This window comes from Brevundimonas sp. GW456-12-10-14-LB3 (genome assembly GCF_059424365.1).
Genome location: NZ_JBWKZJ010000029.1, coordinates 1 through 23,278 on the forward strand (window position 1 = coordinate 1; position 23,278 = coordinate 23,278).

Below are 23,278 nucleotides of genomic sequence, written 5' to 3' on the forward strand. Positions count from 1 at the left end.
GGGGTTGGGGGGCGTCGGTCATGGGTCGCTCTCCAGCGGGGGCTCAGGTCACGGGATCGTGGCGTTCTTCCAGCCCCTTGCCGACCACGTCGCCGAAGCCCCACTCGGCGACGTCGATCACATAGTCGCGCGGGCTCAGAAGACGGCCGCGGCACACCTTCACCCGCGGGGGTGGCAGGTCAATCTGGGCCGCCAGCCGTTCGGTCAGCTCCTCCATCAGCCAGCGCGGCACCCGGTCGCGCTCGGTCGGATAGGCGAAGCGGAAGTTCAGCAGATGGGCGGCCAGCACCTCCCAATAGAGGTCCATCTGGTCCAGCAGGCTCTTCCAGTCCACGGCGTCGGACTGTTTCAGAATGACGTGGTTCACATCCGCCCCGTCGTAACGATAGCGGTCCTGGATGAAGACCTTGGACAGGATCAGGGCCGTGGGCGGGGTGATCCGCACCTCATGGCCATAGACCCGGATCACATCTCCGCCGAACCAGCTGTCCGACACGGCGATGGCGCCGTTCGACATGGCGAAGATGACGTCGAAGAAATGCCGGTCGTCCTTCCAGACCTTGGCGATCCAGCGTTCGTCCTCCACGTCGGTGCGATAGCCGCGCTTCTGGAAATAGGCGAGAATGCGGGGATAGTCGCCGGGCTTGCAGAAGACGTCCAGATCCTTGGTCGGGCGGCGCACCCCCGTATAGGCGGTGACGGCGTAGGTGCCCGACAGCAGAAACGGTATGCCGCTCTCCTTCAGCAACCCCAGGCTTTCCTCATAGAAGGCCAGGGCGTCCGGCGGCGGCTCGAAGGTCGGTTCGGCGATGACGTCGGACATGGCGGGCCCTGGATTGGCGAGGGCAGTGGAACGACGGCCCGCATCGGCGGTTCCTGCCCCCTTCTCCGCAATTCTACCTAGGCGTCGCAAAACCGTATTCTTAGGATATTCATTCACGGGTGAAGCATGGTCGGTCTGACGACATCCATGCGGCGCGGGCGCTGGCGGTTCTTCCGCCATGACGCCGGACAGGAGGCGGGTCCCCCGCCCTCCGTCTATCTGCTGCTGTTCGTCGCCTCCCAGCTTCTGGGTCTGTGGAGCGTAGCCGCGCTGGACGCCAAGGTGATGTGGCCGGCTAATGCGGTGTTGCTGGCCGCAGTCCTGCAGTTGTCGCGTTACAAGGCCCTGGGGGTTCTGGTCGGGTGCGCCCTGATCAATCTGGTCAGCAACATCATACGCGGCGACGCCGCCGTGATCGCGGTCACCAACGTCGCCTTCAACATGACCCAGGTGATCGTCGCCACCCTGCTGATCCGTCGCTTCTGCGGCGCCGCCCTGGACATGCGTCGTCCGAAACGGCTGCTGCGGTTCGCCCTGATCGCTGCGGCGCCCTCCGTCGCCTTCACCACCCTCCTGGCCGGCCTTGTCGCCGTCGTCGTCAGCGGACCGCCGTTGGAAAGCCTAGGCTTTCGGATGCGGCACCTCTTCGACATGGAACTGCTGGCGATGATGATCGTCACGCCGACCCTGTTGCTGGTGGCGCGCAGTCACCGCTTCCGCTCCGACGCCCAGGCCCGACCCACTGAATTCGTGCTCCTGATGGTTCTTGTGACCGCCGCCGTGGTCTGGGCCTTCGGCCAGAACCAGGCGCCGATCCTGTTCATGATCCTGCCGCCTCTGATCCTGCTGGCCTTCCGACTGTCTCCGCCCTGGACCGCAGGGGCGGTTCTGTGGGTTACGGTCATCGCCGTGGGCGCCACCGTGACGGGTCACGGCCCCGTCACCCTGACGCGCCTTCAGCCTGACCCGGTTCTGGACACGGTCCCGACCGTCATGCGGCAGATGAGCGTCCTGCATCTGTTTCTTCTGACTCTGGTCGTCACCGCCCTGCCGATCACCACTTTATCGACCGAGCGGCGGCGGCTGATGACGCGATTGGGCGTGCGCACCGAGGCCGCCCTAGCCGCCGTCAAACGGGCCGAGACGGCCGATCAGGCCAAGTCCCGCTTCCTGGCCATGATGAGCCACGAGATGCGCACGCCTCTGACCGGCGTCACCGGATATGCCGACCTTCTGGCCCGACGTCCTGGGCTGGACGACGAGGGGCGCCGTCAGGTCGAGGCGATCAAACAGTGCGGCGAGGCCATGCTGCGCCTGATTGAGGATCTGCTGGAGGTGTCCCACGGCGGGGCCGAGGTGGCGCTGAAACCGACCGACATCCCCGCCTTGATCGAAGAGGCGGTCGCGCCGTCGCGGGAGTGGGCGAATGTTCGCGGCCTGGACTTCACCGTCAGCATCGCCCCCGAGGCCCAGGGCGGGGTCTGGACCGACGGCCGGCGTCTGCGCCAGATTCTGCACCATCTCAGCGCCAACGCCGTGAAATTCACCGGCCTGGGCGGCGTGCGGGTCGTGGCGGACCGACGGGGCGATCATCTCCGCGTGCAAATTCACGACACCGGCTGCGGCATGACGGATGAGGTGCTCTGCGGCGTCTTCTCCCTGTTCCAGCAGGCGGACGCCACCACCAGCCGGGCGCATCAGGGCGCGGGAGTGGGTCTGGCCCTGGCCAAGAGCCATGTGGACCGACTGGGCGGAACCATTTCGGTGGAGAGCGCGCCCGGCATGGGAACGACCTTCACCGTCGAAATCCCAGCCGAGCCGGTCGAAATCGTTCAGAGCGACGCCCCCCAGCCGTTGGAGGCGCGGCGCATGCGGATCCTCGTCGTGGACGACCATCCCCTGAACCGCAATCTGATGCGGGTCATGCTGGAGGCGGCCGACTGCGACACGGCCGAGGCGTGTGACGGCGCCGAGGCGGTGGAGGCCGTCGCGGCCGGCGCCTTCGACCTAGTCCTGATGGACGTCCGCATGCCGGTCATGGACGGGATCGCCGCCACCTGCGCCATCCGCAGTCTGGCTGGACCGGCCGCCGACGTCGCCGTCCTGGCCGTCACCGCCGAGGCCATGCCCGAAGACGCCGCCCGCTGCCTGGCCGCCGGCATGGACGGTCATCTGGCCAAGCCCATCACCCAGGCGGCCCTCTATGCGGCGATCGACACCGCCCTGGCTGCGGCGTCTAACCGTCGGGACGACGCCCAGGCCGCCTGAGGCGGGGCGCCCATCCCCAGGGCCGTCCCCAGCTTCTTAACCGCCGCACACAAGATGTAGCGGTAGGATAAAATGTGATCGCAACATAGATGATTTCCGACTTGGCGCCGGGCGCGCCGAGTCGCATGGTGCAGGCCTCTCCGGAATCGCTCTTTCAGGTCCAGTTCGATGAACGCCATCACCCCGATCATCCGCCCCGACCGCGCCGGTCTTCTGACGCCCTCCGTGGCCTACAAGCCCTTCCGCTATCCGTGGGCCTTCGACATGTGGAAGAAGCAGCAGCAGGTCCACTGGATGCCCGAAGAGGTGCCGCTGGGCGAGGACGTCAAGGACTGGGCCTCGACCCTGAACGACAACGAACGCAATCTGCTGACCCAGATCTTCCGCTTCTTCACCCAGGCGGACATCGAGGTTCAGGACAACTACATGGAACGCTACGGCCGGGTGTTCAAACCGACCGAGGTGAAGATGATGCTGGCCGCCTTCGGCAATATGGAGACCATCCATATCGCGGCCTACGCCCTGCTGCTCGAGACCATCGGCATGCCCGAGAGCGAGTTCGGCGCCTTCATGGAATATGAGGCCATGCGGGACAAGCACGACTATATGGGCCAGTTCGGCGTGGATTCGGACGCCGACATCTGCCGGACCCTGGCCATGTTCGGCGGCTTCTCCGAAGGGGTTCAGCTGTTCGCGTCGTTTGCGATGCTGATGAACTTCCCGCGCATGAACAAGATGAAGGGGATGGGCCAGATCGTTTCCTGGTCGGTTCGCGACGAGAGCCTGCACTGCGAGGGCATCATCAAGCTGTATCACGCCTTCAACAAGGAGACGGGCGCCGTCACCCAGGCCGTGGCCGACGACATCGTCGACTGCTGCAAGACGGTGGTGAAGATGGAGGACAAGTTCATCGACCTGGCCTTCGAAATGGGCGCGGTCGATGGCATGACCCCCGACGACATCAAACAGTACATCCGCTTCATCGCCGACTGGCGCCTGCGCCAGCTGAAGCTGCCCGAGGTCTATGGGGTCAAGGAAAACCCGCTGCCCTGGCTGCAGGCCCTGCTGTCGGGCGTCGAACACGCCAACTTCTTCGAGGCCCGCGCCACCGAATATTCGAAGGCGGCGACGCAAGGCAGCTGGCACGGCGCCGACGGCGTCTGGACCGAGTTCGACCGGATGATGGCCCGGCGCGACATGAGCCTGGTCGCCGGCTGATCCGGTTCAGGGCTGCGGCCTTACCCAGGCGGGTCGGGCCGTGCAGGCCTCGCGGAAGCCCGACTGGCACAGGCGCACCTGTTCGCGCCAGGCGGCGTAGTCGCGGTCGTACTGCTCCTGGGCCGCGCGAGTCGCCTCGGCGACCGCTCGCGCCTCCTCTTCGATCCGCCGGATCTCGATCTGGCGCCGGGCCACGGCGGCGTCATATTCCAGCCGAGCGGCCTCGTCGGCCTTGTCGGCCAGGGCGTTCTGGGCGGCGATCTCGGCGTTCAGGGCGCGGGTGGTGCGCAGTTCCTCCTCGGTCTGTTTGGAGTCATCGGCCCGGTGATAGGCCTCGCCCCGTGCCCGCTCCAGGGCCTCGCGCGCCTTGGGGTCGTTGGGATCGGGCAGGACACGCTGATCGCCATAGGGGTCCGGCGCCTGCTGGGCGGCTGCCGAAAGGGGCGCCGCGGCGGCCGTCGCCGCCAGCAAGGCGGACATCAGGGACGTGCGAATGGTCATGGACATCTCCCGGTTCAGACCCTGTCGGCCAACCTTGGCCGTAAAGGGCGTTTGCGGCAACAACGCTGTCATGACGAAAAGGTGGCGCCCGGCCGCGCTTCGCGTCATGGTTCCCCTCTCCACTGACGCACAATCGACGCCGAGCCGCCCTTCATGATCCTGAGCACCTCGTCCGGAGACTTCCCCATTCCCGCCGATGTGGCGCGTCAACTGCCCAACGTCCCGGCCCTGCCGGACCCGGCCGCCCCCAACGCCCGTCTGCAGATCGAGGACTTCCGCCATTGGCTGGACGCCTCGCCCGAACACGCCATCAGCTATGAACGCCTGCGTCGCTGGCACCTGGTGCAGGAAGAGCTGGCGGCCCAGGCCAAGGCCGCTGACCGACCCTTCGTCGTCACCGACGACGGGCTGGAATAGCTGTCAGGCGGGCAGCCGCAACTCGAACACCGCCCCGCTTCCGTCGCCGGGAACCAGTCTCAACTCGCCGCCGTGCAGGGCGGCCAGTTCGCGCGATATGGTCAGGCCCAGGCCCGATCCGTCCGAACTCTTGGAGCTGACGAAGGGTTCGAACAGACGTTCGGCCAGGCGCGGCGGAATGCCCGGCCCGTCGTCGGCTATGCGGACGACGCAGACCCCGTCCTGACCGAAGGCGCTGACGGTGACGGCCCCCTTGCCGCGCCGCTCGGCGGGTCGGCCGGGATCGGCCTCTATGGCCTGGCGGGCGTTGCGCATCAGATTGACCAGGATGCGGTACAGCTGATCCGGATCGGCCTCGACCGCGAACCGGGCGGGCACCTGTTTGATCAGCCGCACTCCCTCCGGCTCCAGGCCGGCGTCCTCGGCCGCCAGGGTCAGGGCCTTGGTCAGGACCACGCGGGTCTTCTGGGGCGCCGGCTCCTCGCTGCGGCCGTACTCCAGCACATTGCGCGACAGGCTTGCGGCCCGGCTCAGCGCCCGCTCCAGCCGGGGCAGGGCCTTGGCCACCTGGGGGTCGGCCGAGGTCGCCAGCCGCTCCGACGCCATCTGGGCCGAGGTCAGCATGTTGCGCAGGTCGTGGTTGATCTTGGCCACCGCCTCGCCCAGGGCCACAAGCCGGGCGCGGGAGCGCAGGGACTGGCGCACCTCCTCCTGCATCCGGGCCAGTTCGCGCTCGACCCGGCCGATCTCGTCATGCCGGTCCGACGGGGTCTCGGCCTCGCTCTCGGGATCGGCGGCGAACCGCTCCATCGAGCGGGTGACGCGCTGGAGCGGCCGCAGCACCAGAAGCGCCAGACCCCCATAGAGCAGGGCGCCCGCCGTCAGGGACACCAGCAGGCTGACCAGCAGACTGTTCAGAAGGAAGGCCTTCAGCTCCAGTTTCAACGGCTGGGCCGGGGTGACGATCTCGATGAAGTCGCCGGAGCGATAGCGGGGCTTGGCCTGGACCCGCAGCGACCGGTCCGGATGGCCGAATAGGGTGCGCCAGGGGTCGGTCAGCCGCGCCCAGCTGTTCTGTTGACGCAGGTCGATCAGCTCCGGCGCGCGCGGCAGGTTGGGCGCCTGGAGCAGCAGCCGCCGCACCCCCTGTTCGGTCAGGGCCACGGCCTGGACCCCGCCGATCCGCATCAGCTCGGCCGCCGTATCGTCCTCCACCGCGCTGTAGGGCAGGGCCTCCACCCCGACCGAGGCCAGTTCGGCGGCCTGGAGCCGGTCGCGCAGCCAGCGCTCGTGGAAGGCGGCCAGGTTCGGCCCCATGATCAGGGCCTCCACAGCCAGGGTGAAGGCGAAGGTCAGCAGCAGCAGCCGCGCCGACAGGCCGTCGGGCGCCCGGGGCCGCAGCCGCTCGCGCCAGGTCTCCGCCGTCTGGGGCGACAGCTTTAGCGCCGTCGCGAGCCGATCGAACAGGGGGATCATGCCGGGGCCGCCCCTCCCTGGCTTCGGGCGCGTCGGGCGCGGATCATCTGAACCAGTTTGATGCCGATGGGCAGCAGCAGGGACAGGAAGACCACCCCCATCAGCGGCCAGAAGAACTGGCGCAGCAGCATGGGCAGGTCCGGCTGCACCCCGGCCCGCAGCAGGTCGCCCAGCTGCGATCCGATCCAGGTGTAGATGAAGGTGGACGGCAACAGGCCGATGAAGGTCGCGACCACATAGGGGCGCAGCGGCACCGCCATCATGCCCGCCGTGGCGTTGACCAGGACGAAGGGGACGCTGGGGATGACGCGCAGGGTGAACAGGGTGGTGAAGGCGTTGCGGTCGATCCCCTTGGCCAGCCGGTCCATGAAGCCGGCGTCCGCCTCGAACTTGGCGCGCAGCCAGGTTCCGATCGAGGTGCGATAGACCATATAGATCACGACCGAGCCGAGGGTCGCTCCGCTGGCCTGGGCCAGGGCGCCGACATAGGGGCCGAACATCATCCCGCCCAGCAGGGTCAGAAAGACCGGCCCCGGAATGGTGGAGGCGGTGGCGACGGCGTAGACGGCGATGAAGGCGACCAGGGCGGTCCACCAATGGGCCTGGGCGTAGGCCTGCAGGTTCAGCCCATGCTCGCGGATCAGGTCCATCGACAGATAGCGGTTCCAGCCCAGGGCGAAGAAGGCGGCCACCAGGCCGGCGATGACCGCCAGCGGGGTCAACCGCAGGGCCCAGTCCTTCGCCGTTCGTTTCGCCATACGCGCTTCAATCCCGAATTGCCGGTCGAGCGTTGACTCGCGCGACCATGCGACTTATACGCCCGCCCTTCCTGCGGCGGACGCCTTTCGCCCCGTCGCCCAACCTTTTAACGTCAGGAGCCGACCGTGAAGCGGACCTATCAGCCGTCGCGACTCGTGCGCAAGCGCCGTCACGGCTTCCGCAGCCGGATGGCCACCAAGAACGGCCAGAAGATCGTTGCGCGCCGTCGCGCCAAGGGCCGCAAGCGCCTGACGGCGTAAGCGGCTCTCGCGTCCGAAAGCCAAGGACGCATGAGCGACCCTTTACAGATCAAGCGTCTGTTGCGGCGGCCCCAGTTCCTGGCGGCCGCCAAAGGCGTTTCCGAAGCGCGCGGCGGGGTGGTGATCCAGAGGCTGGATCGCGGCGACGGTTCGCCGCACGTCGGCCTGGGCTTCACCGCCACGCGCAAGATCGGCGGGGCGGTGGTCAGGAACCGCGCCAAACGCCGCCTGCGCGAGGCCGCGCGGGCCATGCTGCCCCAATATGGCGTGCCCGGTAGCGACTATGTCTTCATCGCCCGCATGGGCACCACCGAGCGGGCGTGGGACCGTCTGCTTGACGATGTGAAATCGACGCTTACAAGGCTGGCGACACCGAGAAACGATCGGGGGGCCGACCGGCCTTCGCCCGCCCCCGCCCCCTCCGGCCAGGACCGCCCGAATCCATGAAAAACGAGAACTCGCGCAACACGATCCTCTTCATCGTGTGCTCGGCCCTGATCCTGGGGGTCTATTGGTTCGCCGTGCTGCGGCCCCAGGCCGAGCGCCGCGCCGTCCAGCAGCAGGCCCAGGCCGAACAGTCTCAGACGGCCAGGAACGCCGCCCGCACGGCCTTGAGCCCCCAGGGGACGACCTTCGTCACCGATCGCCGCCAGGCGCTGAGCACCGCCGCGCGCGTGCCGATCCAGTCCGGCACCCTGAAGGGGTCGCTGTCGCTTCAGGGCGGTCGGATCGACGACCTGTTCCTGACCGACTACAAGGAGGTCCAGGACAAGCCTGAGCCGGTCGAACTGTTCCGCCCCCAGGGGATGCAGAACGCCTATTTCGCCCAGTTCGGCTGGACCGGTCCCAATGTGGCCGGCGGCGTCCCTGGCCCCAACACCCTGTGGCATCTGACCGCCGGTTCGACCCTGACCCCGACCAGCCCGGTCACCCTGACCTGGGACAATGGGCAAGGTCTGCGCTTCACCCGCGTGGTCTCGGTCGACGACCGCTACGTCTTCTCGATCAAGGACACAGTCCAGAACCTGGGAACCCAGGCCATCACCATCGCCCCCTACGGCAGCGTCCAGCGCCAGGGCGTGCCGCCCCTGGCCGGCTCGTCCCACATCGTCCACGAAGGCGCCATCGGCACCTTCGGCAAGCCGGGCGACTACCGGACCGAGCAGAAGAAGTACAAGGACTGGCTGAAGGAGCCGCGGATCGAGAACGCCTCGACCGGCGGCTGGCTGGGCATCACCGACAAATACTGGCTGGCGGCCCTGCTGCCGCAGCAGGACGAGGCGGTCGAAACCGAATTCCGGGTCCGCGAGGTTCCGGGCGGCCAGCCGCAGCTGGAAGCCAACGTCCTGGGCGCGACCCGCACCATCCAGCCCGGCGGAACCGCCACCGAGACCCAGCGCCTGTTCGCCGGCGTCAAGCGGGCCGAGGTGCTGAAGACCTATGAGACCAACCTCAACCTGCCGCGCTTCGTCTATGCGATCGACTGGGGCATGTTCTGGTTCCTGACACGCCCGATCTTCTGGATCCTGGAGAATGTCTACGGCCTGGTCGGCAGCTTCGGCGTCGCCATCCTGGCCCTGACCGTCATCGTCAAACTGGTGATGTTCCCCCTGGCCAACAACGCCTACGCCTCGATGTCCAAGATGCGGAACCTCCAGCCCAAGATGGAGGAGATCAAGAAGAAGTTCAAAGACGATCCGCAGAAGCAGCAGCAGGAGACCATGGCCCTGTACCAGAAGGAGAAGATCAATCCGGTCGCCGGCTGTCTTCCGCTTCTGCTCCAGATCCCGGTCTTCTACGCCCTGTACAAGGTGCTGACGGTCACCATCGAAATGCGCCACCAGCCGTTCCTGGGTTTCATCCACGACCTGTCGGCGCGCGATCCCTCGGTGGTGTGGAACCTGTTCGGCCTGATCCCCTGGGATCCGGCGACCCTGCCGCTCCTGGGGGGGCTGCTGGTCGGGCCTCTAGGCATCGGTCTGCTGGCGGTCGCCTACGGCCTGACCATGTGGCTGCAGACGGCGATGAACCCGCCTGCGGCCGATCCGGTCCAGCGCCAGATCTTCCAGTTCATGCCCCTGGTCTTCACCTTCATCATGGCGCCCTTTGCGGCGGGCCTGCTGGTCTATTGGGCCTGGTCGAACATCCTGACCATCCTGCAGCAGTACGTCATCATGCACCGCTACAAGGCCGAGAATCCGATCGACGACTTCATCGCCCGTTTCAAGAAAAAGCCCGCGTGATCGAGGAAACCGAGTTCAGCCCCGAAGAGATCGAGGCCGCACGGATTCTGTTCGCGCGGCCGGCGACCTTCGTCATGGGGGCGGCCAAGATCGAGCAACTGCCCGATCCGGACCTGCCCGAGATCGCCTTCGCGGGCCGCTCCAACGTCGGCAAGTCCAGCCTGATCAACGGCCTGGTCGGCATGCACAAGCTGGCCAGAGCCTCCAACGAGCCGGGCCGGACGCGCGAGGTCAACTTCTTTGATCTGGACGGCCGGCTGCGGCTGGTCGACCTGCCCGGCTACGGCTGGGCCAAGGCGTCCAAGACCACGGTCAAGAAGTTCCAGGACCTGGGGCGCGATTACCTGCGCGGCCGGGTCACCCTGAAACGGGTCTATCTGCTGATCGACAGCCGCCATGGGCTGAAGAGCGTGGACGCCGAGGCGCTGGACGCCCTGGATCTGGCCGCCGTCTCCTATCAGATCGTCCTGACCAAGGCCGACAAGCTGAAGAAGGGCGAGGGCGAGCGGATGCAGGAGGCCACGCTGAAGGCCATTTCCAAACGCCCCGCCGCCTTCCCCGTGGTGGCCCTGACCTCCTCCGAAAAGGGGCTGGGCCTGCCTGAGCTGCGGGCTGAGATCATGCGCACCACCGGCGCGACCCTGGGCTGAGGCGCGGCGTCAGGTCAGCAGGGCCTTCAGCACTCCGTCCAGCACCGGCCGCCCGCGCGGGGTGGCGACCAGCCGCCCGCCCGTGACCGTCAGAAAGCCGTCGGCGATCAGGTCCGCGGTCGGTTCCGCCTCGGGCGACAGGCCCAGGTCCCCCAATACGCCGACCGGCGCCCCCTCCACCGTCCTCAACCCCAGCAGCAGCCGCTCCTCCGCCGCCCCGGCGGCGTCCAGCCGTTCGACCTCGGCCCAGGGGGCGCCCGCCTGCACCCCTGCCGCATAGTCGCCGATGCGGCGATGGGCGACGTTTGCGGTGCGAACGCCGTCCAGGGTCAGTCGCCCATGCGCCCCCGGCCCCAGGCCCAGATAGTCCCCGCCGCGCCAGACATGCAGATTATGGGCCGACCGGGCCGCCACGCCCCGCGCATGGTTGGACACCTCATAGGCGTCGAAACGGGCGGCCTCGAGCACCGCCTGGGTGGTCTCGTACAGGGCCGCGGCCTGGTCCTCGTCCGGCGGGACCAGGGTTCCGCGCGCCAGGGCCCGGCCGAAGGCCGTCGTCGGCTCGAGCGTCAGCTGATAGGGCGAGACGTGTTCGAACCCCATGTCCAGCGCCGCGCCCAGCTCCGTCGCCCAGTCGTCGGGCGTCTGGCCCGGCCGGGCGTAGATCAGGTCGATGGACAGCCGGTCAAAGGCGCGTCCGGCCAGGGCGACCGCGCGCCGCGCCTCGGCCGCCGAATGGTCGCGCCCCAGAAACCGCAGGGCGGCGTCGTCCAGGGCCTGCACCCCCATGGACAGCCGATTGATCCCGGCCTGGGCCAGGGCGTCGAACCGGGCCGCCTCCGCATCGGTCGGATTGGCCTCCAGCGAAATCTCGATCGGCCCTGACGGCGGGAACAGGTCGCGGGCCTGGTCGATGATCCGCGCCACCGCCTCCGGCGCCATCAGCGACGGCGTCCCCCCGCCGAAGAAGACCGAGGCCAGCCGACGCGGCCCGATCAGGGCGCGCTGGCCCCGCAGATCGGCCAGGATCGCCTCGACCAGCCGCCCCTGTTCCTCGACCCGCCCCCGGTCGCGCACCACGTTGAAGTCGCAATAGGGGCAGATGCGCGAACAATAGGGCCAGTGGACATAGAGGCCGACATCCGTTCCCGGATCGACCCAGGTCTGGGCGGGATCAGTCAATCAGGGCGGCTCTCAGCTTGGCGAAGGCGCGGGTGCGGTGGCTGATCGCCTCCTTGGCCGCAGGCTCCATCTCCCCGAAGGTCAGGCCGCTTGCGTCATCAGGCGCCTCGTCCGGAATGAAGATCGGATCATAGCCGAAGCCCCGGTCGCCGCGCGGCGGAAAGGTCAGCCGACCCCGCACCACCCCCTCGACCACCACGCTGGGCCCGTCCGGCCAGGCGACGGCCAGGGCCGAGGTGAACCAGGCGCTCATGTCCGCAGCCTCGATCTCCTCCAGCCGCGCCTCCACCTTCTTCATGGCCACGGCGAAATCCTTGCCCGGACCGGCCCAGCGGGCGGAATAGATGCCCGGCGCCCCGTCCAGGGCCGCGACCGACAGGCCCGAATCGTCGGCCAAGGCGACCTCGCCCGACCGATCGGCCGCATGGCGCGCCTTCAGCAGGGCGTTGCCGGCGAAGGTGGTCTCTGTCTCCTCGGGTTCAGGCAGATTCAGCTGCCCCGCCGTGAGGATCTCGTAACCTTCGCCCAGCAGGGCGGCGATCTCGGGAACCTTGCCTGGATTGTGGGTGGCGAGGACGATACGCATCCCCTTGAAAAGCTTGAGACTCATTGCCGATCACAGTCCTGAAACAGTCTATTGCCAAAGTTTAATATCGTTAAACGATATGTAACGTGATTTTCCGCAGGACACGGCCTATCTATTGATCGTCAGGAACGAGGCCGCAACGTTCAAGGCGCCGGAAAAAGCCGGCATGATCATGCGGGAAAAACACGAACCGGGCGATGATCGCCCAACAGGAAAAACGGAGACACATTATGCATACGATGAACCTCTCGCTGCTGCTGGACAAGGTCGGCGCCGCCTTCGTCAACACGGTTCTGATCGCCGCCCTGCCGACCGCCCTGGTCGCCATCCTGGTCCAAGCCTTTTGATCGACCTCAAGTCCAGTCCTTATCGATCACGAGAGCTTTGACGACCTTGACGAAGATCGCGATGTATAGGGCTGCGTGCGGGTTCGCCGGACCCCGCGCAGCCGCCGCGTCCTTCCTTCCGGCCTGAGCACCGACCGACCATGCGCCTGCCCCTGCCCCATCTGCTGAAGCGAGGCGAGGGGCGCACGCCGCAGCGGTGGGCCCCGATCACCGCCCCGTTTCGCGCCCTGGGACCGGGTTCGGTCTCCAGCGTGCTGAAGGTGGCCCTGGACGTGGCCTATGTCCTGCTCTGGCTGGTCACCGGCCTTCTTCTTCTGCTGCTGATCGCGGCCGTCTTCATCCCGCTGGACAATGTGAACATCACCGTCAGCGGCGACACCGGCGGCCGCCAACTGCCCCTGACCCGGCTGCTTCTGCTGTTCGGCCTGGGGGCGGCCACCGCCTATTTCGGCGGCTTCATGCTGATTCTTCGCAGCCTGCGCCTCATCTTCCGTACTCTGATCATGGGCGACCCCTTTCATCCGGCCAATGTGCGCCGCCTGCGCCAGATCGGCCTGATCCTGGCCCTGGTCACCGGCGGGGTCTGGCTGGCCCAGGGCGTCGTCGCCGCCCGCCTGGCGCCCGGCGTCATGGACCCCCAGGGGCTGGGCGAACTCCTGACCCCGGTGTTTTCCGTCCTGATCGTCTTCGTCCTTGCGGAGGTCTTTCGCGAGGGCGCGCGCCTGCGCCGCGAATCCGAACTGACGATCTGAACCGTTTCCGCTAGGACTTCCCCATGGCCATCCGCGTCCAGCTTGATCGCGTCCTCGTCGAACGCCGCATGTCGCTGACCGAGCTGGCCGACCGGGTCGGGGTCACGGTGGCCAATCTGTCGGTTCTGAAGACGGGCAAGGCGCGGGCGGTGCGGTTTTCGACCCTGGACGCCCTGTGTCGTGAACTGAACTGCCAGCCGGGCGATCTCCTCATCCATGAACCCGGCCCCGCCGACCCGACCGAGGACGACGAAGCGGCATGAGGCGCAAGGGTTCGGGCCGGGACGAGAACGGCCTGACGCCCGAGGACCGTCGCATCTGGAACCGCATCACCGGCACGGTCTCGACGCCCCGAACGCGCAAGGCCGCGAGGGTCACGCCCGGCGCCGAGGCGCCGGCCCATCTGATCGCCCCGATCCCGGACCACCCTCTGTCGCGCGCGGAAAAGCCCCCGGCCAAGACCTCTCCCGCGCGGTTCGCCCGCACCGAACCGACGTCCGAGCAGCGCTCCCCGGTTCGCCCCGCGCCCTCTCGCCTCCGGCCCGCGCCTGAGGATCTGGAGCCCCGCCGCAAACAGCGGCTGTCGCGCGAGCGCGATCCGATCGAGGCCCGGATCGACCTGCACGGCTTCGGCCGGTTCGAGGCCGAGGACCAGCTGCGGGCCTTTCTGACCGGCTGCCAGGCGCGCGGCCTGCGGGCGGTCCTGGTCATCACCGGCCAAGGGCGGCTGGGCGGCGGGATCATCCGCGCCTCCTTCGCCGAATGGATGCAGTCGCCGGCCCTGCGCGGCGTGGTCTCGGGCTTCACCTCGGCCCATCGGCGCCACGGCGGCGACGGCGCCTTCTACGTCACCCTGAAACGCCGCGGCTGAGGGTCGATCCTCGCAAGTTCAAAGACAAGGTCCTGGCTTTTCAAGGGACAAGCTCTCACGGGCGGCCTCGACCCGGCGCTCCTCGAAACCGTGTTAGGCTTGCGGGCCGGTCTTTGACATTGTGCGGCTCTGGACGTCTCTCCACCTCCCGCCCGCCGGACGCCGATCGGACTGTCCGATACGATGCGCCCAAAATCCACTTTTAGAACAAAGGGCGTCGGACACATCGGACAGTCTTTTTCGATGTCCGAAACCGCGATCACGGCGTCGGACCGATGGGACTCATCGGACTGTTTTTTCTCGGTCCGATGCGAGGCCCGGCCCCAGACGGACGAAGGCCCGCCGGCGACGGGCGCGGGCGGGCCTGAAGGGCGCTCTGAAAAGGGAAAGGCGGCCTATTTGGCCGACAGGGCCCCGGCCAGGATAACGTCGATCTGCTTGCCCATATGGTCCGACAGGGCGGCTGCGTCCCATTCGTCATAGGCGGCGCGGCGATAGTTGGACAGATAGGCGTCCCAGATCAGCTCGACCAACAGGCGCAGATCGGCGTCCTGGCGCAGCTCGCCCTTGGCGACCGCCTCTTGAAGAATATCGCCGATGGTCAGCAGCAGCTTCTTGGTCGCGGCCCGGGCGCGCATCTCGGCCGCCAGGGGCTGGAACCAGGATCGGGCGACGATGGCCTGGAACAGGGGCAGATGCTCCAGCGACGAATGATAGCCGGCGCTCAGCGCGCCCAGCAGACGCTGGCGGACCGGCTCGCCCTCGGGCGCCCCGGCCTCGACCACCTCGGCCAGGCGCGACATGTCCTCGGTCAGGACCGCCTCGAACAGCTCGGCCTTGTCCTGGAAGTTGGCGAAGACCGCGCCGGTCGACATGCCCGCGCCCTTGGCGATGTCGCGGATGGTGGCGGGTTCATAGCCCCGCTCAGCGAACAGGGAGCGGGCGGCGTCCAAAACCTTCTGGCGGGTCCGCACCTTGGCCGCCTGACGACGGTTCAGGCGGGGCGCAGCTTCGGTCGATAGGGCGGATTCGGTCATGAAATCAGGTTGAACTCTACGCAATTTCGGATGCGCCTAGGCGGTCCGAGTTGACTTTGGGTGAAGCGCCTTGAGCTGACGGGAGAGGCGTTGCGGCCCGGACCTCGTCATCGGCGCGATACTGAGGGACGGCTTGCATCACGGAACCATGACGAAAATGGGTCGGCCGATTTTTCTCCTGTGAGGCGAGAGAATATTCAAGGTTAACTTTCAAGCTTGGCTGTATTGATTTGGGACATTCTCAACGCGCGGGTGGTTCTACTGCGTCCTCCTGCGGGCATGGCGGCCTGGAAGGCTTTGCGGAATTGTTCGCGCTTCTCATGGATGGAGACCAGGACCCGGCCCATGGGCACGCCCAGATCGACCAGGGTGTTCTCGGCCAACTGCAAACTGGCCTCGGTCGTCTCCGGCACCGCGTCCGTCACGCCCAGGGCGTACAGGCGCGCCGCATGTTGGTCGTCGCGCGCACGGGCGATCAGGATCAGATCCTCGCGCAGGGCGCGGGCCGCCGTCACCACCTCATCAACCTTGCCCGGCGCGTCCATGGTGACGATCAGGGCGCGGGTGGTCTGAACCCCGCAATGGGACAGCATCTCGGGCCGGCCGGCGTCGCCGTAGAAGACGTCGAACCCGTCCCGACGCCCCGCCGCCACGGCCGCAGCGTCCGTGTCCAGGGCGATGAAGGGCTGGTCGTGCGCCTTCAGCAATTCGCCGATCAGGCGGCCGACGCGGCCGAAGCCGACGACGATCACCGCCCCGTCCGCCTGTTCCGGCGGCGCGGCGCCCTCTGGCGTGGTCGGGCGGTCGGGGGCCTTGGCGCGCGACAGCCTCTGGCCCAGCAGGGCCAGAAGCGGGATGGAGAAGATGCTCAGGGTCGCCGACAGGGCCACTGTGCTGGTCAGGGCGGGCGGGGCGATGCCCTCCACCATGCCGGTGGCGAAGACGACGAAGGCGAACTCGCCCGCCGGCGCCAGCACCAGGGCCGTCTCCAGGGCGGGCCGGGCGCCCATGCCCCACAGCCGGGCCAGGGCGAAGATGACGCCGGTCTTGACCACTGTGACGGCCAGGGCCAGGCCGAACAGCAGGACCGGATCGGCCGCCACCGCGCCCAGGTCCAGCCCCAGCCCCACCCCGACGAAGAAGACCCCCAGCAGCAGGCCCTTGAAGGGCTCGATCGACACCTCCACCTCGCGCCGGAACTCGGTTTCGGCCAGCAGCACCCCGGCGACCAGGGCGCCGATGCTCATCGACAGGCCGACCGCCTGGGCCGCCAGGCCGGCGCCCACCACCACCAGCAGGCTGGCGGCGACGAACAGCTCCCCGCCCTGGGCCGCCTTGCGCGCCCGCGCCACCGACCGGAACATGGGCCGCAGCACCACCCGGCCCAGCAGCACCAGAAGGCCCAGGCCCATCGCCGCCGGGACCAGGGTGAACAGGGCGCGGCCCAGGACGGCGGGGTCCAGCGTTCCCCCGCCCTGGGCCAGGGCCGCCATCACGCTGACGGTGATCAGAATGGGGGCCACGGCCAGGTCCTGAGCCAGCAGGACGGCGAAGGTGGATCGGCCGACACTGGTCTTCAACCGTCCGCCCTCGGCCAGAACCGGCATCACCACCGCCGTCGACGACAGGGCCAGGCCCATGCCCAGGACGGCCGCGCTGACCAGGCTTTGGCCGAGCAGCATGAACAGGCCCGCCAGCACCAGGGTGCAGGCCGCCACCTGCATCAGCCCCAGGCCGAACACCAGCCGTCGCAGGGCCCGCAGCCGTTCCCACGACAGCTCCAGCCCGATCATGAACAGCAGGAAGGCGACTCCCAGCTCCGACAGCTGGGCCAGCTGGCCGGGGTCGCTGATGGTGAAATAGGACAGCCAGGGCAGCCGGTCGGCGAAGCGCGCCAGGCCGTCGGGGCCCAGCACCACCCCTGCGGCCAGGAAACCCAGGACGGGGCTGATCTTCAGACGATTGACCAGGGGCACCATGACCCCGGCGGCCGCCAGAAACACCACCAGATCCTTATAGTCGCCGCCGTGCGTCTGCATTCGCCCTCCGAGCTCTGGTCGGCATGTGACCCGGAACCGGCGCCTGTGGCGAGAGGTCGCGGCGCTTTCATGAACTTTTTTTAAGGCGACAGGCCCCGCGTCGGGTCTAGGGTCCGCTCCGACCCGCCCGTGGGGGGTGGAACCGAGGATAGAGTGATGAAAAGACTGCTTATCGGGGCCGCGGTCGGCGCCCTTCTGCTGCCGGCCGCCGCCCTGGCCCAGGACGTCGATCACGACCACGCCTGCCTGGACGAAACCTGCTCGATCGTCTCGCTCTTTTCGGGCGAAGAGACGGCCGCCGGCTGGCAGGGAACCCAGGCGCCCAAGTACGGGACCTGGGGCTTCGACATGGCCGGCCGCGACACCTCGGTGAAGCCGGGCGACGACTTCTTCCGCTACGCCAACGGGACCGCGATCGACAAGATCGTCATCCCATCGGACCGCACCAGCTACGGCTCCTTCGCCCTGCTGCGCGAACTGTCCGACAACCGGATGAAGGAGCTGGTGCTGGGCCTGGCCGCGCGCACCGATCTGACGCCCGGCTCCGACGAGGCCAAGGTGGCTGACGCCTATCGCTCCTACATCGACGAGGCGCGGATCGAACAGCTGGACGCCCAGCCGCTGCAGCCCTATCTGGCCGCCATCCGCGCCGCCGACAGTCATGAGAAGATGGCCGTCTACATGGGCCAGACGGTCGGCCGTTTCGGCGGCTCCTTCTTCGGCAGCGGCATCACCATCGACGCCAAACAGCCGACGCGCTACGTCGTCTCCACCGGTCAGTCGGGCATCGGCCTGCCGAACCGCGACTATTATCTGGACGCCCGCTACGCCGACAAGAAAGAGAAGTACCAGGCCTATGTCGCCGACATGCTGGGCATGATCGGCTGGGCCAATCCGACCGAGACCGCCGCCCAGATCGTCGCCCTGGAGACCAAGATCGCCGAGGCCCACTGGAGCCCGGTCGAGAACCGCAACCGCGACCGCACCTACAACGAATACACCATCGCTCGCTTGGCTGAAGACGCGCCGGGCTTCGCCTGGCAGTCCTATTTCGACGCGGCCAAGCTGGGCGGCGTTCCGCGCCTGATCGTGCGTCAGAACACGGCCATGCCCAAGATCGCGGCCATCTACGCCGAGACGCCGGTCGAACTGCTCCAGGCCTGGGAAGCCTTCCACACCGCCGACGACATGGCGCCCCTGCTGTCCAAGCGGTTCTCGGACGCCCAGTGGGGCTTCCGCGCCCGCGACCTGTCGGGCCAGCCCGAGCAGCGCACCCGCGAGAAGCGGGCCATCTCCTTCGCCGAGGGTTCGCTGGGCGAGGCGACGGGCCGGCTCTATGTCGCCCAGTACTTCCCGGCCGAATCCAAGGCCAAGATGGAAGAGCTGGTCGCAAATCTGCGCACGGCCCTGTCGCACCGGATCGACAACCTGACCTGGATGGGCGACGAGACCAAGGCGGCCGCGCAGGAGAAGCTGCGCAAATTCACCGTCAAGATCGGCTATCCCGACAAGTGGCGCGACTATTCGGGTCTGGAGATCCGCGCCGACGACCTGGTCGGCAACGCCGAACGCCGCGGCCTGTTCGAATGGAACTACGATCTCGCCCGTCTGGACGAGCCGGTCGACAAGTCCGAGTGGGGCATGACGCCTCAGACGGTCAACGCCTACTATAACTCGGCCAATAACGAGATCGTCTTCCCGGCCGCCATCCTTCAGCCGCCCTTCTTCGATCCGAACGGCGATCCGGCGGTCAACTACGGCGGCATCGGCGGGGTGATCGGCCACGAGATCGGCCACGGCTTCGACGACCAGGGCTCCAAGTCCGACGGCGACGGCGTGCTGCGCAACTGGTGGACGGCCGAGGACAAGGCCAAGTTCGAGGCCCTGACCGCCCGTCTGGGCGCCCAGTACGCCACCTATGAGCCGATCGCCGGCTATAAGATCAATCCGGGCCTGACGATGGGCGAGAACATCGGCGACGCCTCGGGCGTGGCCGTGGGTCTTGAGGCCTATCACCTGTCGCTGAACGGCCGGCCCGCCCCGGTGCTGGACGGCACGACCGGCGATCAGCGCTTCTTCTACGGCTGGGCCCAGGTCTGGCAGTCAAAATATCGCGACGAGGCCCTGAAGCAGCAGGTCGCCACCGATCCCCACTCGGCCGCCCAGTTCCGGGTCATCGGCCCGCTGCGCAACGTCGACGCCTGGTACGACGCCTTCGACGTCCAGCCGGGAACCAAATACTATCTGACGCCGGAAGAGCGCGTCCGCATCTGGTAGGTCGCCGGATCGCAAAACGGGAAAAGGCCGGGGTTCGCCCCGGCCTTTTTTCATGAGCCCTTGGACACATCAGACTGAAAATTTGTCGGTGGCCGCGACAGTTTCTCCGAATTTCGATGTCGGCCTGGACTCCAGACGCGAAAAAGCCCGCTGCGGGGGATACATCGCAGCGGGCTTTCGCGCTCTTTAAAGAGCGGACGTTTCCTCCCCGAAACGCCTTCGAGTGCTGCGCGCTTGAGCAACGCTTGCCCTCGAGTGAGTTCATTTGACGCAACCCCGCCGAGGTCGTCAACGGGCTTCTCGGACGGAATCGAACTTTCTTCGACTTATCGTCGATAACTAACCCTGCCCAGAGTTATTTATCGAAGCTTATTCGATAATGGCCCGAAGGGCGCCGACCAGCCCCGTTCGGGCGACACGCATTTGCCCCGGCCGTTGCGCCTTCCAGGCGTCATTGTCGGCGATGGCGGCGGCGGCGGCGCGCCCGGCGTCCAGATCCTTGATCGTGACCTCGCCGGCGGCGATCTCGTCCCCGCCCAGGATGACGACCGCAGGCGATCCGCGGCGGTCGGCGTATTTCATCTGGGCCTTCATCCCGGCCCGTCCCAGATAGAGTTCGGCCGCGATCCCCGCGCCGCGCAGTTCGGCAACGGCCGTCAGATAGTGGGCCATGTCCTCTTCAGAGAAGACGATGACCACGACCGGCCCGCGCACGGCGTCCTCCGCGCCGCGTCCGGCCGCGCGCAGGGCGGAGGCGAGGCGCGAGACCCCGAAGGAGAAGCCGGTCGCCGGGGTGCTCTGGCCGGTGAAGCGCGCCACCAGGTCGTCGTATCGGCCGCCGCCGCCGATGGAGCCGAACCGCACCGGGCGGCCCTTGTCGTCGGTCGTCTCCAGCAACAGCTCCGCCTCGAAGACGGCGCCGGTGTAATATTCAAGGCCCCGCACGATGGTGGGGTCGAACTTCACGGCGTTCTGGCCCGCCGACATGGCGTTCAGCGCCCGGTCGATCGCCGCCAGCTCGTTCAGCGCCGCCTCGCCCGCCGCCCCCAGGTCGCCGGACCGGGCCACCGCCTCCAAGGTCTCTGCCCGGGACAGGCCGGGCGTGTTGGCGGACGCCAGGAAGGCCTCGATTGCGCCCGTCACCTTTGCGGGCAGATTGGCGCCCTTGGTGTAGTCGCCGGACTCGTCCAGTCGCCCTTCGCCCAGCAGCTGGACCACGCCTTCCCAGCCCAGTCGGTCGAACTTGTCGATGGCGCGCAGGGCCGTCAGCCTCTGGCCGGCCTCGGTCACGCCCCCCGCGTCGAACAGGCCGTCGAACAGTTTTCTGTTTGAGACGCGGATCTGGGCCTGGCCCGCGTCCAGGCCGGCGGCGCCCAGGCCTTCGCAGGCCATGGCGATGATCTCGGCGTCGGCCTCGGGCCGGTCCGAGCCGACGGTGTCGGCGTCGCACTGCCAGAACTCGCGGAACCGGCCCGGACCCGGCTTTTCGTTTCGCCACACCGGCCCATAGGCGTAGCGGCGGAACGGCTTGGGCAGGGTCTCCCAGGTCTGGGCGGCGAACCGGGCCAGGGGGGCGGTGTGATCGTAACGCAGGGCCATCCACTCGCCCGGCTCGTCCGAACCCGCATCGTCCTGAAGGGCGAACACCCCCTCATTGGGCCGGTCGGCGTCAGGCAGGAACTTGCCCAAGGCGTCGGCGTATTCGAAGGCCGGCGTCTCCAGCGGCTCGAAGCCCCAGCGCTCATAGACTTCCGACACGCGCGCCACGATGCGGCGTTCGGCGGTCAGGTCGCGGCCGCGCTTGTCGGCGAAACCGCGTGGATTGCGGGCGAGGGGGCGAGGAGGGGCGTCGGTCATGCCGGGCGCTTAAGCCAAGGGGCGGCGCGGCGCAAATGCTCCGGCGCCGAGTGGCGGCGCCGTCTTTGCCTCAGCCTGTGCAATATACTGACCTTAAAGGAAAAACGCCTACACAGACGGAACAGGCGTGGGCCGTCGCCGTTTCAGCGCCATGATCCCCCACGCCCTCGTCTTCACGCGGACCTGCAGAACCTCCGACCGGCGAACCATCCGGTGGTATGAGTGCGAACTGGTCGACGACCAGGGCGCGCGTCGTCTGCGCAACCGGGCCTTCTTTTCGCTGGACGAGGCCAAGTCCTGGGCCTCGTCCGAAGGCTATCCGGTGGATGACGCCGACATCCAGGACGCGCGATGATCGGCGCCGCCCCCTCGGGTCCGCTCGACGCCTCGGCCTTCGACACCCCGCGCATCCTTCTGGCCGGCGCCGTAGACTACGCCATGTACGACCGGTTCCGCGACCGACTGACCCAGGCGCCCGACAGCGGCCTGGTGGTGATCGAACTGTCCACCCTGGGCGGCGATCCGGAGGTGGCGCGGATGATGGGCGAGGACGTGCGGTTTCAGAGCGACATCAATCCCGCGCGCCGGCTGGTCTTTCTGGGCAAGGCCGCCATCTATTCGGCCGGCGCGACCTTCATGAGCTTTTTTGCGGTGGAGAACCGCTATCTGACGCGCGGCGCTCGGGTGATGATCCATGAGCGAAAGATGGACAAGACGCTCCATATCGCCGGGCCGCTGACCACCTGCATCGCCTCGGTCAAGGCGATGTTGAACGAGCTTGAGCACTCCATCGCCATTCAGAACGAAGGGTTCGAGAACCTGGTGCGCGGCAGCGCCGTCACCATGGACGAGGTGCTGCGGCGCGCGCCGGAGAACTGGTACATCGAGGCTCAGGAGGCGAAGGCCCTCGGCCTGGTCGCCGGCGTGCTGTGACCCCGCGGCGTCAGTCCCCCAGGGTCTCCACCGTCAGATTGCCGTTGGTGTAGACGCAGATTTCGGCGGCGATCTTCATGGCCTTGCGGGCGATCGCCTCGGCGTCCAGATCGGTTTCCTCGATCAGGGCGCGGGCCGCCGACAGGGCGTAGTTGCCGCCCGAACCGACGGCCGCGACCCCATGCTCCGGCTCCAGCACGTCGCCCACGCCGGTGACGGTGAAGATCGACGTCTTGTCCGCCACCAGCAGCATGGCCTCCAGCCGCCGCAGATAGCGGTCTGTGCGCCAGTCCTTGGCCAGATCGACGCAGGCCCGGGCGAGCTGGTCCGGGTACTGCTCCAGCTTGGCCTCCAGGCGTTCGATCAGGGTGAAGGCGTCGGCCGTCGCCCCGGCGAACCCCGCCAGAACCTTGCCGCCGGCCAGGGTCCGCACCTTTCGCGCCGCGCCCTTGACGATGGTCGGTCCCATCGAGACCTGACCGTCGCCGGCGATCACCGTGCGGCCGTTTTTGCGAACCGCCAGTATTGTGGTGCCGTGCCAGTCGGGAAAATTGGATTGGGTCATGGTCCGCAGATGGAGCGGCGGCCCGTCGCGATCAAGCCTCGTTCGCCTGGTGAGGGGTGTGTCACATTTCCTTGGCCTTACCTGGCTACCGCAGAGGTTCCGGCGTCCGTCAGCCTTAACCTAAGCGAGGGCGGCGCCGGCCGCAGTGTGCGATGGGTCGAACCAAGGGGGCTTCGTTAACCCTCTCGCTCCTAGAGCCATTTTCGTCGGTCGAGTT

Annotated in this window: 23 protein-coding genes; 13 read left to right on the forward strand and 10 right to left on the reverse strand. The window is 67.6% G+C overall.

Annotated features, from left to right (window positions below; genetic code table 11):
- Positions 1-43: 43 nt before the first annotated feature.
- Positions 44-823, reverse strand: a complete 780-nt coding sequence (locus AC07XS_RS11620) for a nucleotidyltransferase family protein (protein WP_054764530.1) — start codon at positions 821-823, stop codon at positions 44-46.
- A 126-nt stretch (positions 824-949) separates the two neighbouring features.
- Between AC07XS_RS11620 and AC07XS_RS11625 the strand changes: the two genes are divergently transcribed.
- Both AC07XS_RS11625 and AC07XS_RS11630 read left to right on the forward strand, forming a co-directional pair.
- Complete coding sequence (locus AC07XS_RS11625; protein ID WP_321208092.1) at positions 950-3,091, forward strand: response regulator; 2,142 nt, start codon at positions 950-952, stop codon at positions 3,089-3,091.
- A 168-nt stretch (positions 3,092-3,259) separates the two neighbouring features.
- Positions 3,260-4,309, forward strand: a complete 1,050-nt coding sequence (locus AC07XS_RS11630; RefSeq protein WP_182714550.1) for a ribonucleotide-diphosphate reductase subunit beta — start codon at positions 3,260-3,262, stop codon at positions 4,307-4,309.
- Positions 4,310-4,315: 6 nt separating this feature from the next.
- Here the strand turns inward: AC07XS_RS11630 and AC07XS_RS11635 are convergent, their stop codons facing one another.
- Positions 4,316-4,810, reverse strand: coding sequence for a hypothetical protein (locus tag AC07XS_RS11635; RefSeq protein WP_182714549.1), 495 nt, complete (start codon positions 4,808-4,810; stop codon positions 4,316-4,318).
- Positions 4,811-4,963: 153 nt separating this feature from the next.
- On the opposite strand from AC07XS_RS11635, the gene AC07XS_RS11640 reads away from it, so the two are divergent.
- Positions 4,964-5,227, forward strand: a complete 264-nt coding sequence (locus AC07XS_RS11640) for a hypothetical protein (protein ID WP_007390203.1) — start codon at positions 4,964-4,966, stop codon at positions 5,225-5,227.
- A gap of 3 nt (positions 5,228-5,230) precedes the next feature.
- Here AC07XS_RS11640 and AC07XS_RS11645 read toward each other — a convergent pair whose 3' ends face one another.
- Positions 5,231-6,703 (reverse strand): sensor histidine kinase, encoded by a 1,473-nt coding sequence (locus AC07XS_RS11645; RefSeq protein ID WP_152949349.1) that lies wholly within the window; start codon positions 6,701-6,703, stop codon positions 5,231-5,233.
- On the reverse strand, positions 6,700-7,461 hold the full coding sequence (locus tag AC07XS_RS11650; RefSeq protein ID WP_182714548.1) for a TVP38/TMEM64 family protein: 762 nt from the start codon (positions 7,459-7,461) through the stop codon (positions 6,700-6,702). The genes AC07XS_RS11645 and AC07XS_RS11650 overlap by 4 nt, the downstream gene beginning before the upstream one ends.
- Positions 7,462-7,587: 126 nt before the next feature.
- Between AC07XS_RS11650 and rpmH the strand changes: the two genes are divergently transcribed.
- Genes rpmH through yihA form a run of 4 tightly spaced genes read left to right on the forward strand, consistent with a single transcriptional unit; the run spans position 7,588 to position 10,615 of the window.
- Complete coding sequence (gene rpmH / locus AC07XS_RS11655; RefSeq protein WP_003164000.1) at positions 7,588-7,722, forward strand: 50S ribosomal protein L34; 135 nt, start codon at positions 7,588-7,590, stop codon at positions 7,720-7,722.
- 30 nt (positions 7,723-7,752) lie between these two features.
- A complete protein-coding gene (rnpA, locus tag AC07XS_RS11660; RefSeq protein ID WP_054764534.1) occupies positions 7,753-8,169 on the forward strand; it encodes a ribonuclease P protein component in 417 nt (138 codons plus the stop codon).
- Positions 8,166-9,965 carry a membrane protein insertase YidC gene (gene yidC / locus AC07XS_RS11665; protein WP_182714547.1) on the forward strand — a complete coding sequence of 600 codons (1,800 nt, stop codon included), beginning with the start codon at positions 8,166-8,168 and terminating at the stop codon, positions 9,963-9,965. The genes rnpA and yidC overlap by 4 nt, the downstream gene beginning before the upstream one ends.
- Complete coding sequence (yihA, locus tag AC07XS_RS11670) at positions 9,962-10,615, forward strand: ribosome biogenesis GTP-binding protein YihA/YsxC (RefSeq protein WP_182714546.1); 654 nt, start codon at positions 9,962-9,964, stop codon at positions 10,613-10,615. The genes yidC and yihA overlap by 4 nt, the downstream gene beginning before the upstream one ends.
- Before the next feature lie 9 nt (positions 10,616-10,624).
- On the opposite strand, the gene hemW is transcribed toward yihA, so the two are convergent.
- Both hemW and rdgB read right to left on the reverse strand, forming a co-directional pair.
- Positions 10,625-11,797, reverse strand: a complete 1,173-nt coding sequence (hemW, locus tag AC07XS_RS11675; protein ID WP_182714545.1) for a radical SAM family heme chaperone HemW — start codon at positions 11,795-11,797, stop codon at positions 10,625-10,627.
- Positions 11,790-12,407: an RdgB/HAM1 family non-canonical purine NTP pyrophosphatase gene (gene rdgB / locus AC07XS_RS11680; protein WP_182714544.1), complete on the reverse strand. Its 618-nt coding sequence runs from the start codon at positions 12,405-12,407 to the stop codon at positions 11,790-11,792. The genes hemW and rdgB overlap by 8 nt, the downstream gene beginning before the upstream one ends.
- A gap of 463 nt (positions 12,408-12,870) precedes the next feature.
- On the opposite strand from rdgB, the gene AC07XS_RS11685 reads away from it, so the two are divergent.
- Genes AC07XS_RS11685 through AC07XS_RS11695 form a run of 3 tightly spaced genes read left to right on the forward strand, consistent with a single transcriptional unit; the run spans position 12,871 to position 14,353 of the window.
- Entirely contained in the window at positions 12,871-13,482 is a 612-nt protein-coding gene (locus tag AC07XS_RS11685) for a DUF2975 domain-containing protein (RefSeq protein WP_182714543.1), read from the forward strand.
- Positions 13,483-13,505: 23 nt separating this feature from the next.
- Entirely contained in the window at positions 13,506-13,745 is a 240-nt protein-coding gene (locus AC07XS_RS11690) for a helix-turn-helix domain-containing protein (RefSeq protein WP_182714542.1), read from the forward strand.
- Positions 13,742-14,353 (forward strand): Smr/MutS family protein, encoded by a 612-nt coding sequence (locus AC07XS_RS11695; protein ID WP_182714541.1) that lies wholly within the window; start codon positions 13,742-13,744, stop codon positions 14,351-14,353. The genes AC07XS_RS11690 and AC07XS_RS11695 overlap by 4 nt, the downstream gene beginning before the upstream one ends.
- Before the next feature lie 395 nt (positions 14,354-14,748).
- Here AC07XS_RS11695 and AC07XS_RS11700 read toward each other — a convergent pair whose 3' ends face one another.
- A complete protein-coding gene (locus AC07XS_RS11700) occupies positions 14,749-15,390 on the reverse strand; it encodes a TetR/AcrR family transcriptional regulator (RefSeq protein WP_054764542.1) in 642 nt (213 codons plus the stop codon).
- A gap of 203 nt (positions 15,391-15,593) precedes the next feature.
- A complete protein-coding gene (locus AC07XS_RS11705; RefSeq protein WP_054764543.1) occupies positions 15,594-17,429 on the reverse strand; it encodes a cation:proton antiporter domain-containing protein in 1,836 nt (611 codons plus the stop codon).
- A gap of 156 nt (positions 17,430-17,585) precedes the next feature.
- Here AC07XS_RS11705 and AC07XS_RS11710 point away from each other — a divergent pair, with 156 nt between their 5' ends.
- Entirely contained in the window at positions 17,586-19,706 is a 2,121-nt protein-coding gene (locus AC07XS_RS11710; protein ID WP_182714540.1) for a M13-type metalloendopeptidase, read from the forward strand.
- 369 nt (positions 19,707-20,075) lie between these two features.
- On the opposite strand, the gene hisS is transcribed toward AC07XS_RS11710, so the two are convergent.
- Positions 20,076-21,563: a histidine--tRNA ligase gene (hisS, locus tag AC07XS_RS11715; protein WP_182714539.1), complete on the reverse strand. Its 1,488-nt coding sequence runs from the start codon at positions 21,561-21,563 to the stop codon at positions 20,076-20,078.
- Between the two features lie 127 nt (positions 21,564-21,690).
- Here hisS and AC07XS_RS11720 point away from each other — a divergent pair, with 127 nt between their 5' ends.
- Positions 21,691-21,918 carry a hypothetical protein gene (locus AC07XS_RS11720; RefSeq protein ID WP_231681395.1) on the forward strand — a complete coding sequence of 76 codons (228 nt, stop codon included), beginning with the start codon at positions 21,691-21,693 and terminating at the stop codon, positions 21,916-21,918.
- Positions 21,915-22,496, forward strand: a complete 582-nt coding sequence (locus tag AC07XS_RS11725; protein ID WP_152949359.1) for a peptidase S14 — start codon at positions 21,915-21,917, stop codon at positions 22,494-22,496. Before AC07XS_RS11720 ends, AC07XS_RS11725 begins: the two co-directional genes overlap by 4 nt.
- Before the next feature lie 10 nt (positions 22,497-22,506).
- Here the strand turns inward: AC07XS_RS11725 and hslV are convergent, their stop codons facing one another.
- Complete coding sequence (hslV, locus tag AC07XS_RS11730; protein WP_152949360.1) at positions 22,507-23,061, reverse strand: ATP-dependent protease subunit HslV; 555 nt, start codon at positions 23,059-23,061, stop codon at positions 22,507-22,509.
- Positions 23,062-23,278: the final 217 nt, after the last annotated feature.

What these genes read in the sequence shown, in the direction of transcription:
- yidC (WP_182714547.1), top strand. Translation starts at nt 8,166, where the DNA reads ATGAAAAACGAGAACTCGCGCAACACGATCCTCTTCATCGTGTGCTCG.
- rdgB (WP_182714544.1), bottom strand. Translation starts at nt 12,407, where the DNA reads ATGAGTCTCAAGCTTTTCAAGGGGATGCGTATCGTCCTCGCCACCCAC.
- AC07XS_RS11710 (WP_182714540.1), top strand. Translation starts at nt 17,586, where the DNA reads ATGAAAAGACTGCTTATCGGGGCCGCGGTCGGCGCCCTTCTGCTGCCG.
- AC07XS_RS11645 (WP_152949349.1), bottom strand. Translation starts at nt 6,703, where the DNA reads ATGATCCCCCTGTTCGATCGGCTCGCGACGGCGCTAAAGCTGTCGCCC.
- hslV (WP_152949360.1), bottom strand. Translation starts at nt 23,061, where the DNA reads ATGACCCAATCCAATTTTCCCGACTGGCACGGCACCACAATACTGGCG.
- AC07XS_RS11625 (WP_321208092.1), top strand. Translation starts at nt 950, where the DNA reads ATGGTCGGTCTGACGACATCCATGCGGCGCGGGCGCTGGCGGTTCTTC.
- AC07XS_RS11650 (WP_182714548.1), bottom strand. Translation starts at nt 7,461, where the DNA reads ATGGCGAAACGAACGGCGAAGGACTGGGCCCTGCGGTTGACCCCGCTG.
- AC07XS_RS11725 (WP_152949359.1), top strand. Translation starts at nt 21,915, where the DNA reads ATGATCGGCGCCGCCCCCTCGGGTCCGCTCGACGCCTCGGCCTTCGAC.
- AC07XS_RS11690 (WP_182714542.1), top strand. Translation starts at nt 13,506, where the DNA reads ATGGCCATCCGCGTCCAGCTTGATCGCGTCCTCGTCGAACGCCGCATG.
- AC07XS_RS11630 (WP_182714550.1), top strand. Translation starts at nt 3,260, where the DNA reads ATGAACGCCATCACCCCGATCATCCGCCCCGACCGCGCCGGTCTTCTG.
- AC07XS_RS11700 (WP_054764542.1), bottom strand. Translation starts at nt 15,390, where the DNA reads ATGACCGAATCCGCCCTATCGACCGAAGCTGCGCCCCGCCTGAACCGT.
- AC07XS_RS11695 (WP_182714541.1), top strand. Translation starts at nt 13,742, where the DNA reads ATGAGGCGCAAGGGTTCGGGCCGGGACGAGAACGGCCTGACGCCCGAG.
- AC07XS_RS11640 (WP_007390203.1), top strand. Translation starts at nt 4,964, where the DNA reads ATGATCCTGAGCACCTCGTCCGGAGACTTCCCCATTCCCGCCGATGTG.
- AC07XS_RS11685 (WP_182714543.1), top strand. Translation starts at nt 12,871, where the DNA reads ATGCGCCTGCCCCTGCCCCATCTGCTGAAGCGAGGCGAGGGGCGCACG.
- AC07XS_RS11635 (WP_182714549.1), bottom strand. Translation starts at nt 4,810, where the DNA reads ATGACCATTCGCACGTCCCTGATGTCCGCCTTGCTGGCGGCGACGGCC.
- rnpA (WP_054764534.1), top strand. Translation starts at nt 7,753, where the DNA reads ATGAGCGACCCTTTACAGATCAAGCGTCTGTTGCGGCGGCCCCAGTTC.
- AC07XS_RS11705 (WP_054764543.1), bottom strand. Translation starts at nt 17,429, where the DNA reads ATGCAGACGCACGGCGGCGACTATAAGGATCTGGTGGTGTTTCTGGCG.
- hisS (WP_182714539.1), bottom strand. Translation starts at nt 21,563, where the DNA reads ATGACCGACGCCCCTCCTCGCCCCCTCGCCCGCAATCCACGCGGTTTC.
- AC07XS_RS11620 (WP_054764530.1), bottom strand. Translation starts at nt 823, where the DNA reads ATGTCCGACGTCATCGCCGAACCGACCTTCGAGCCGCCGCCGGACGCC.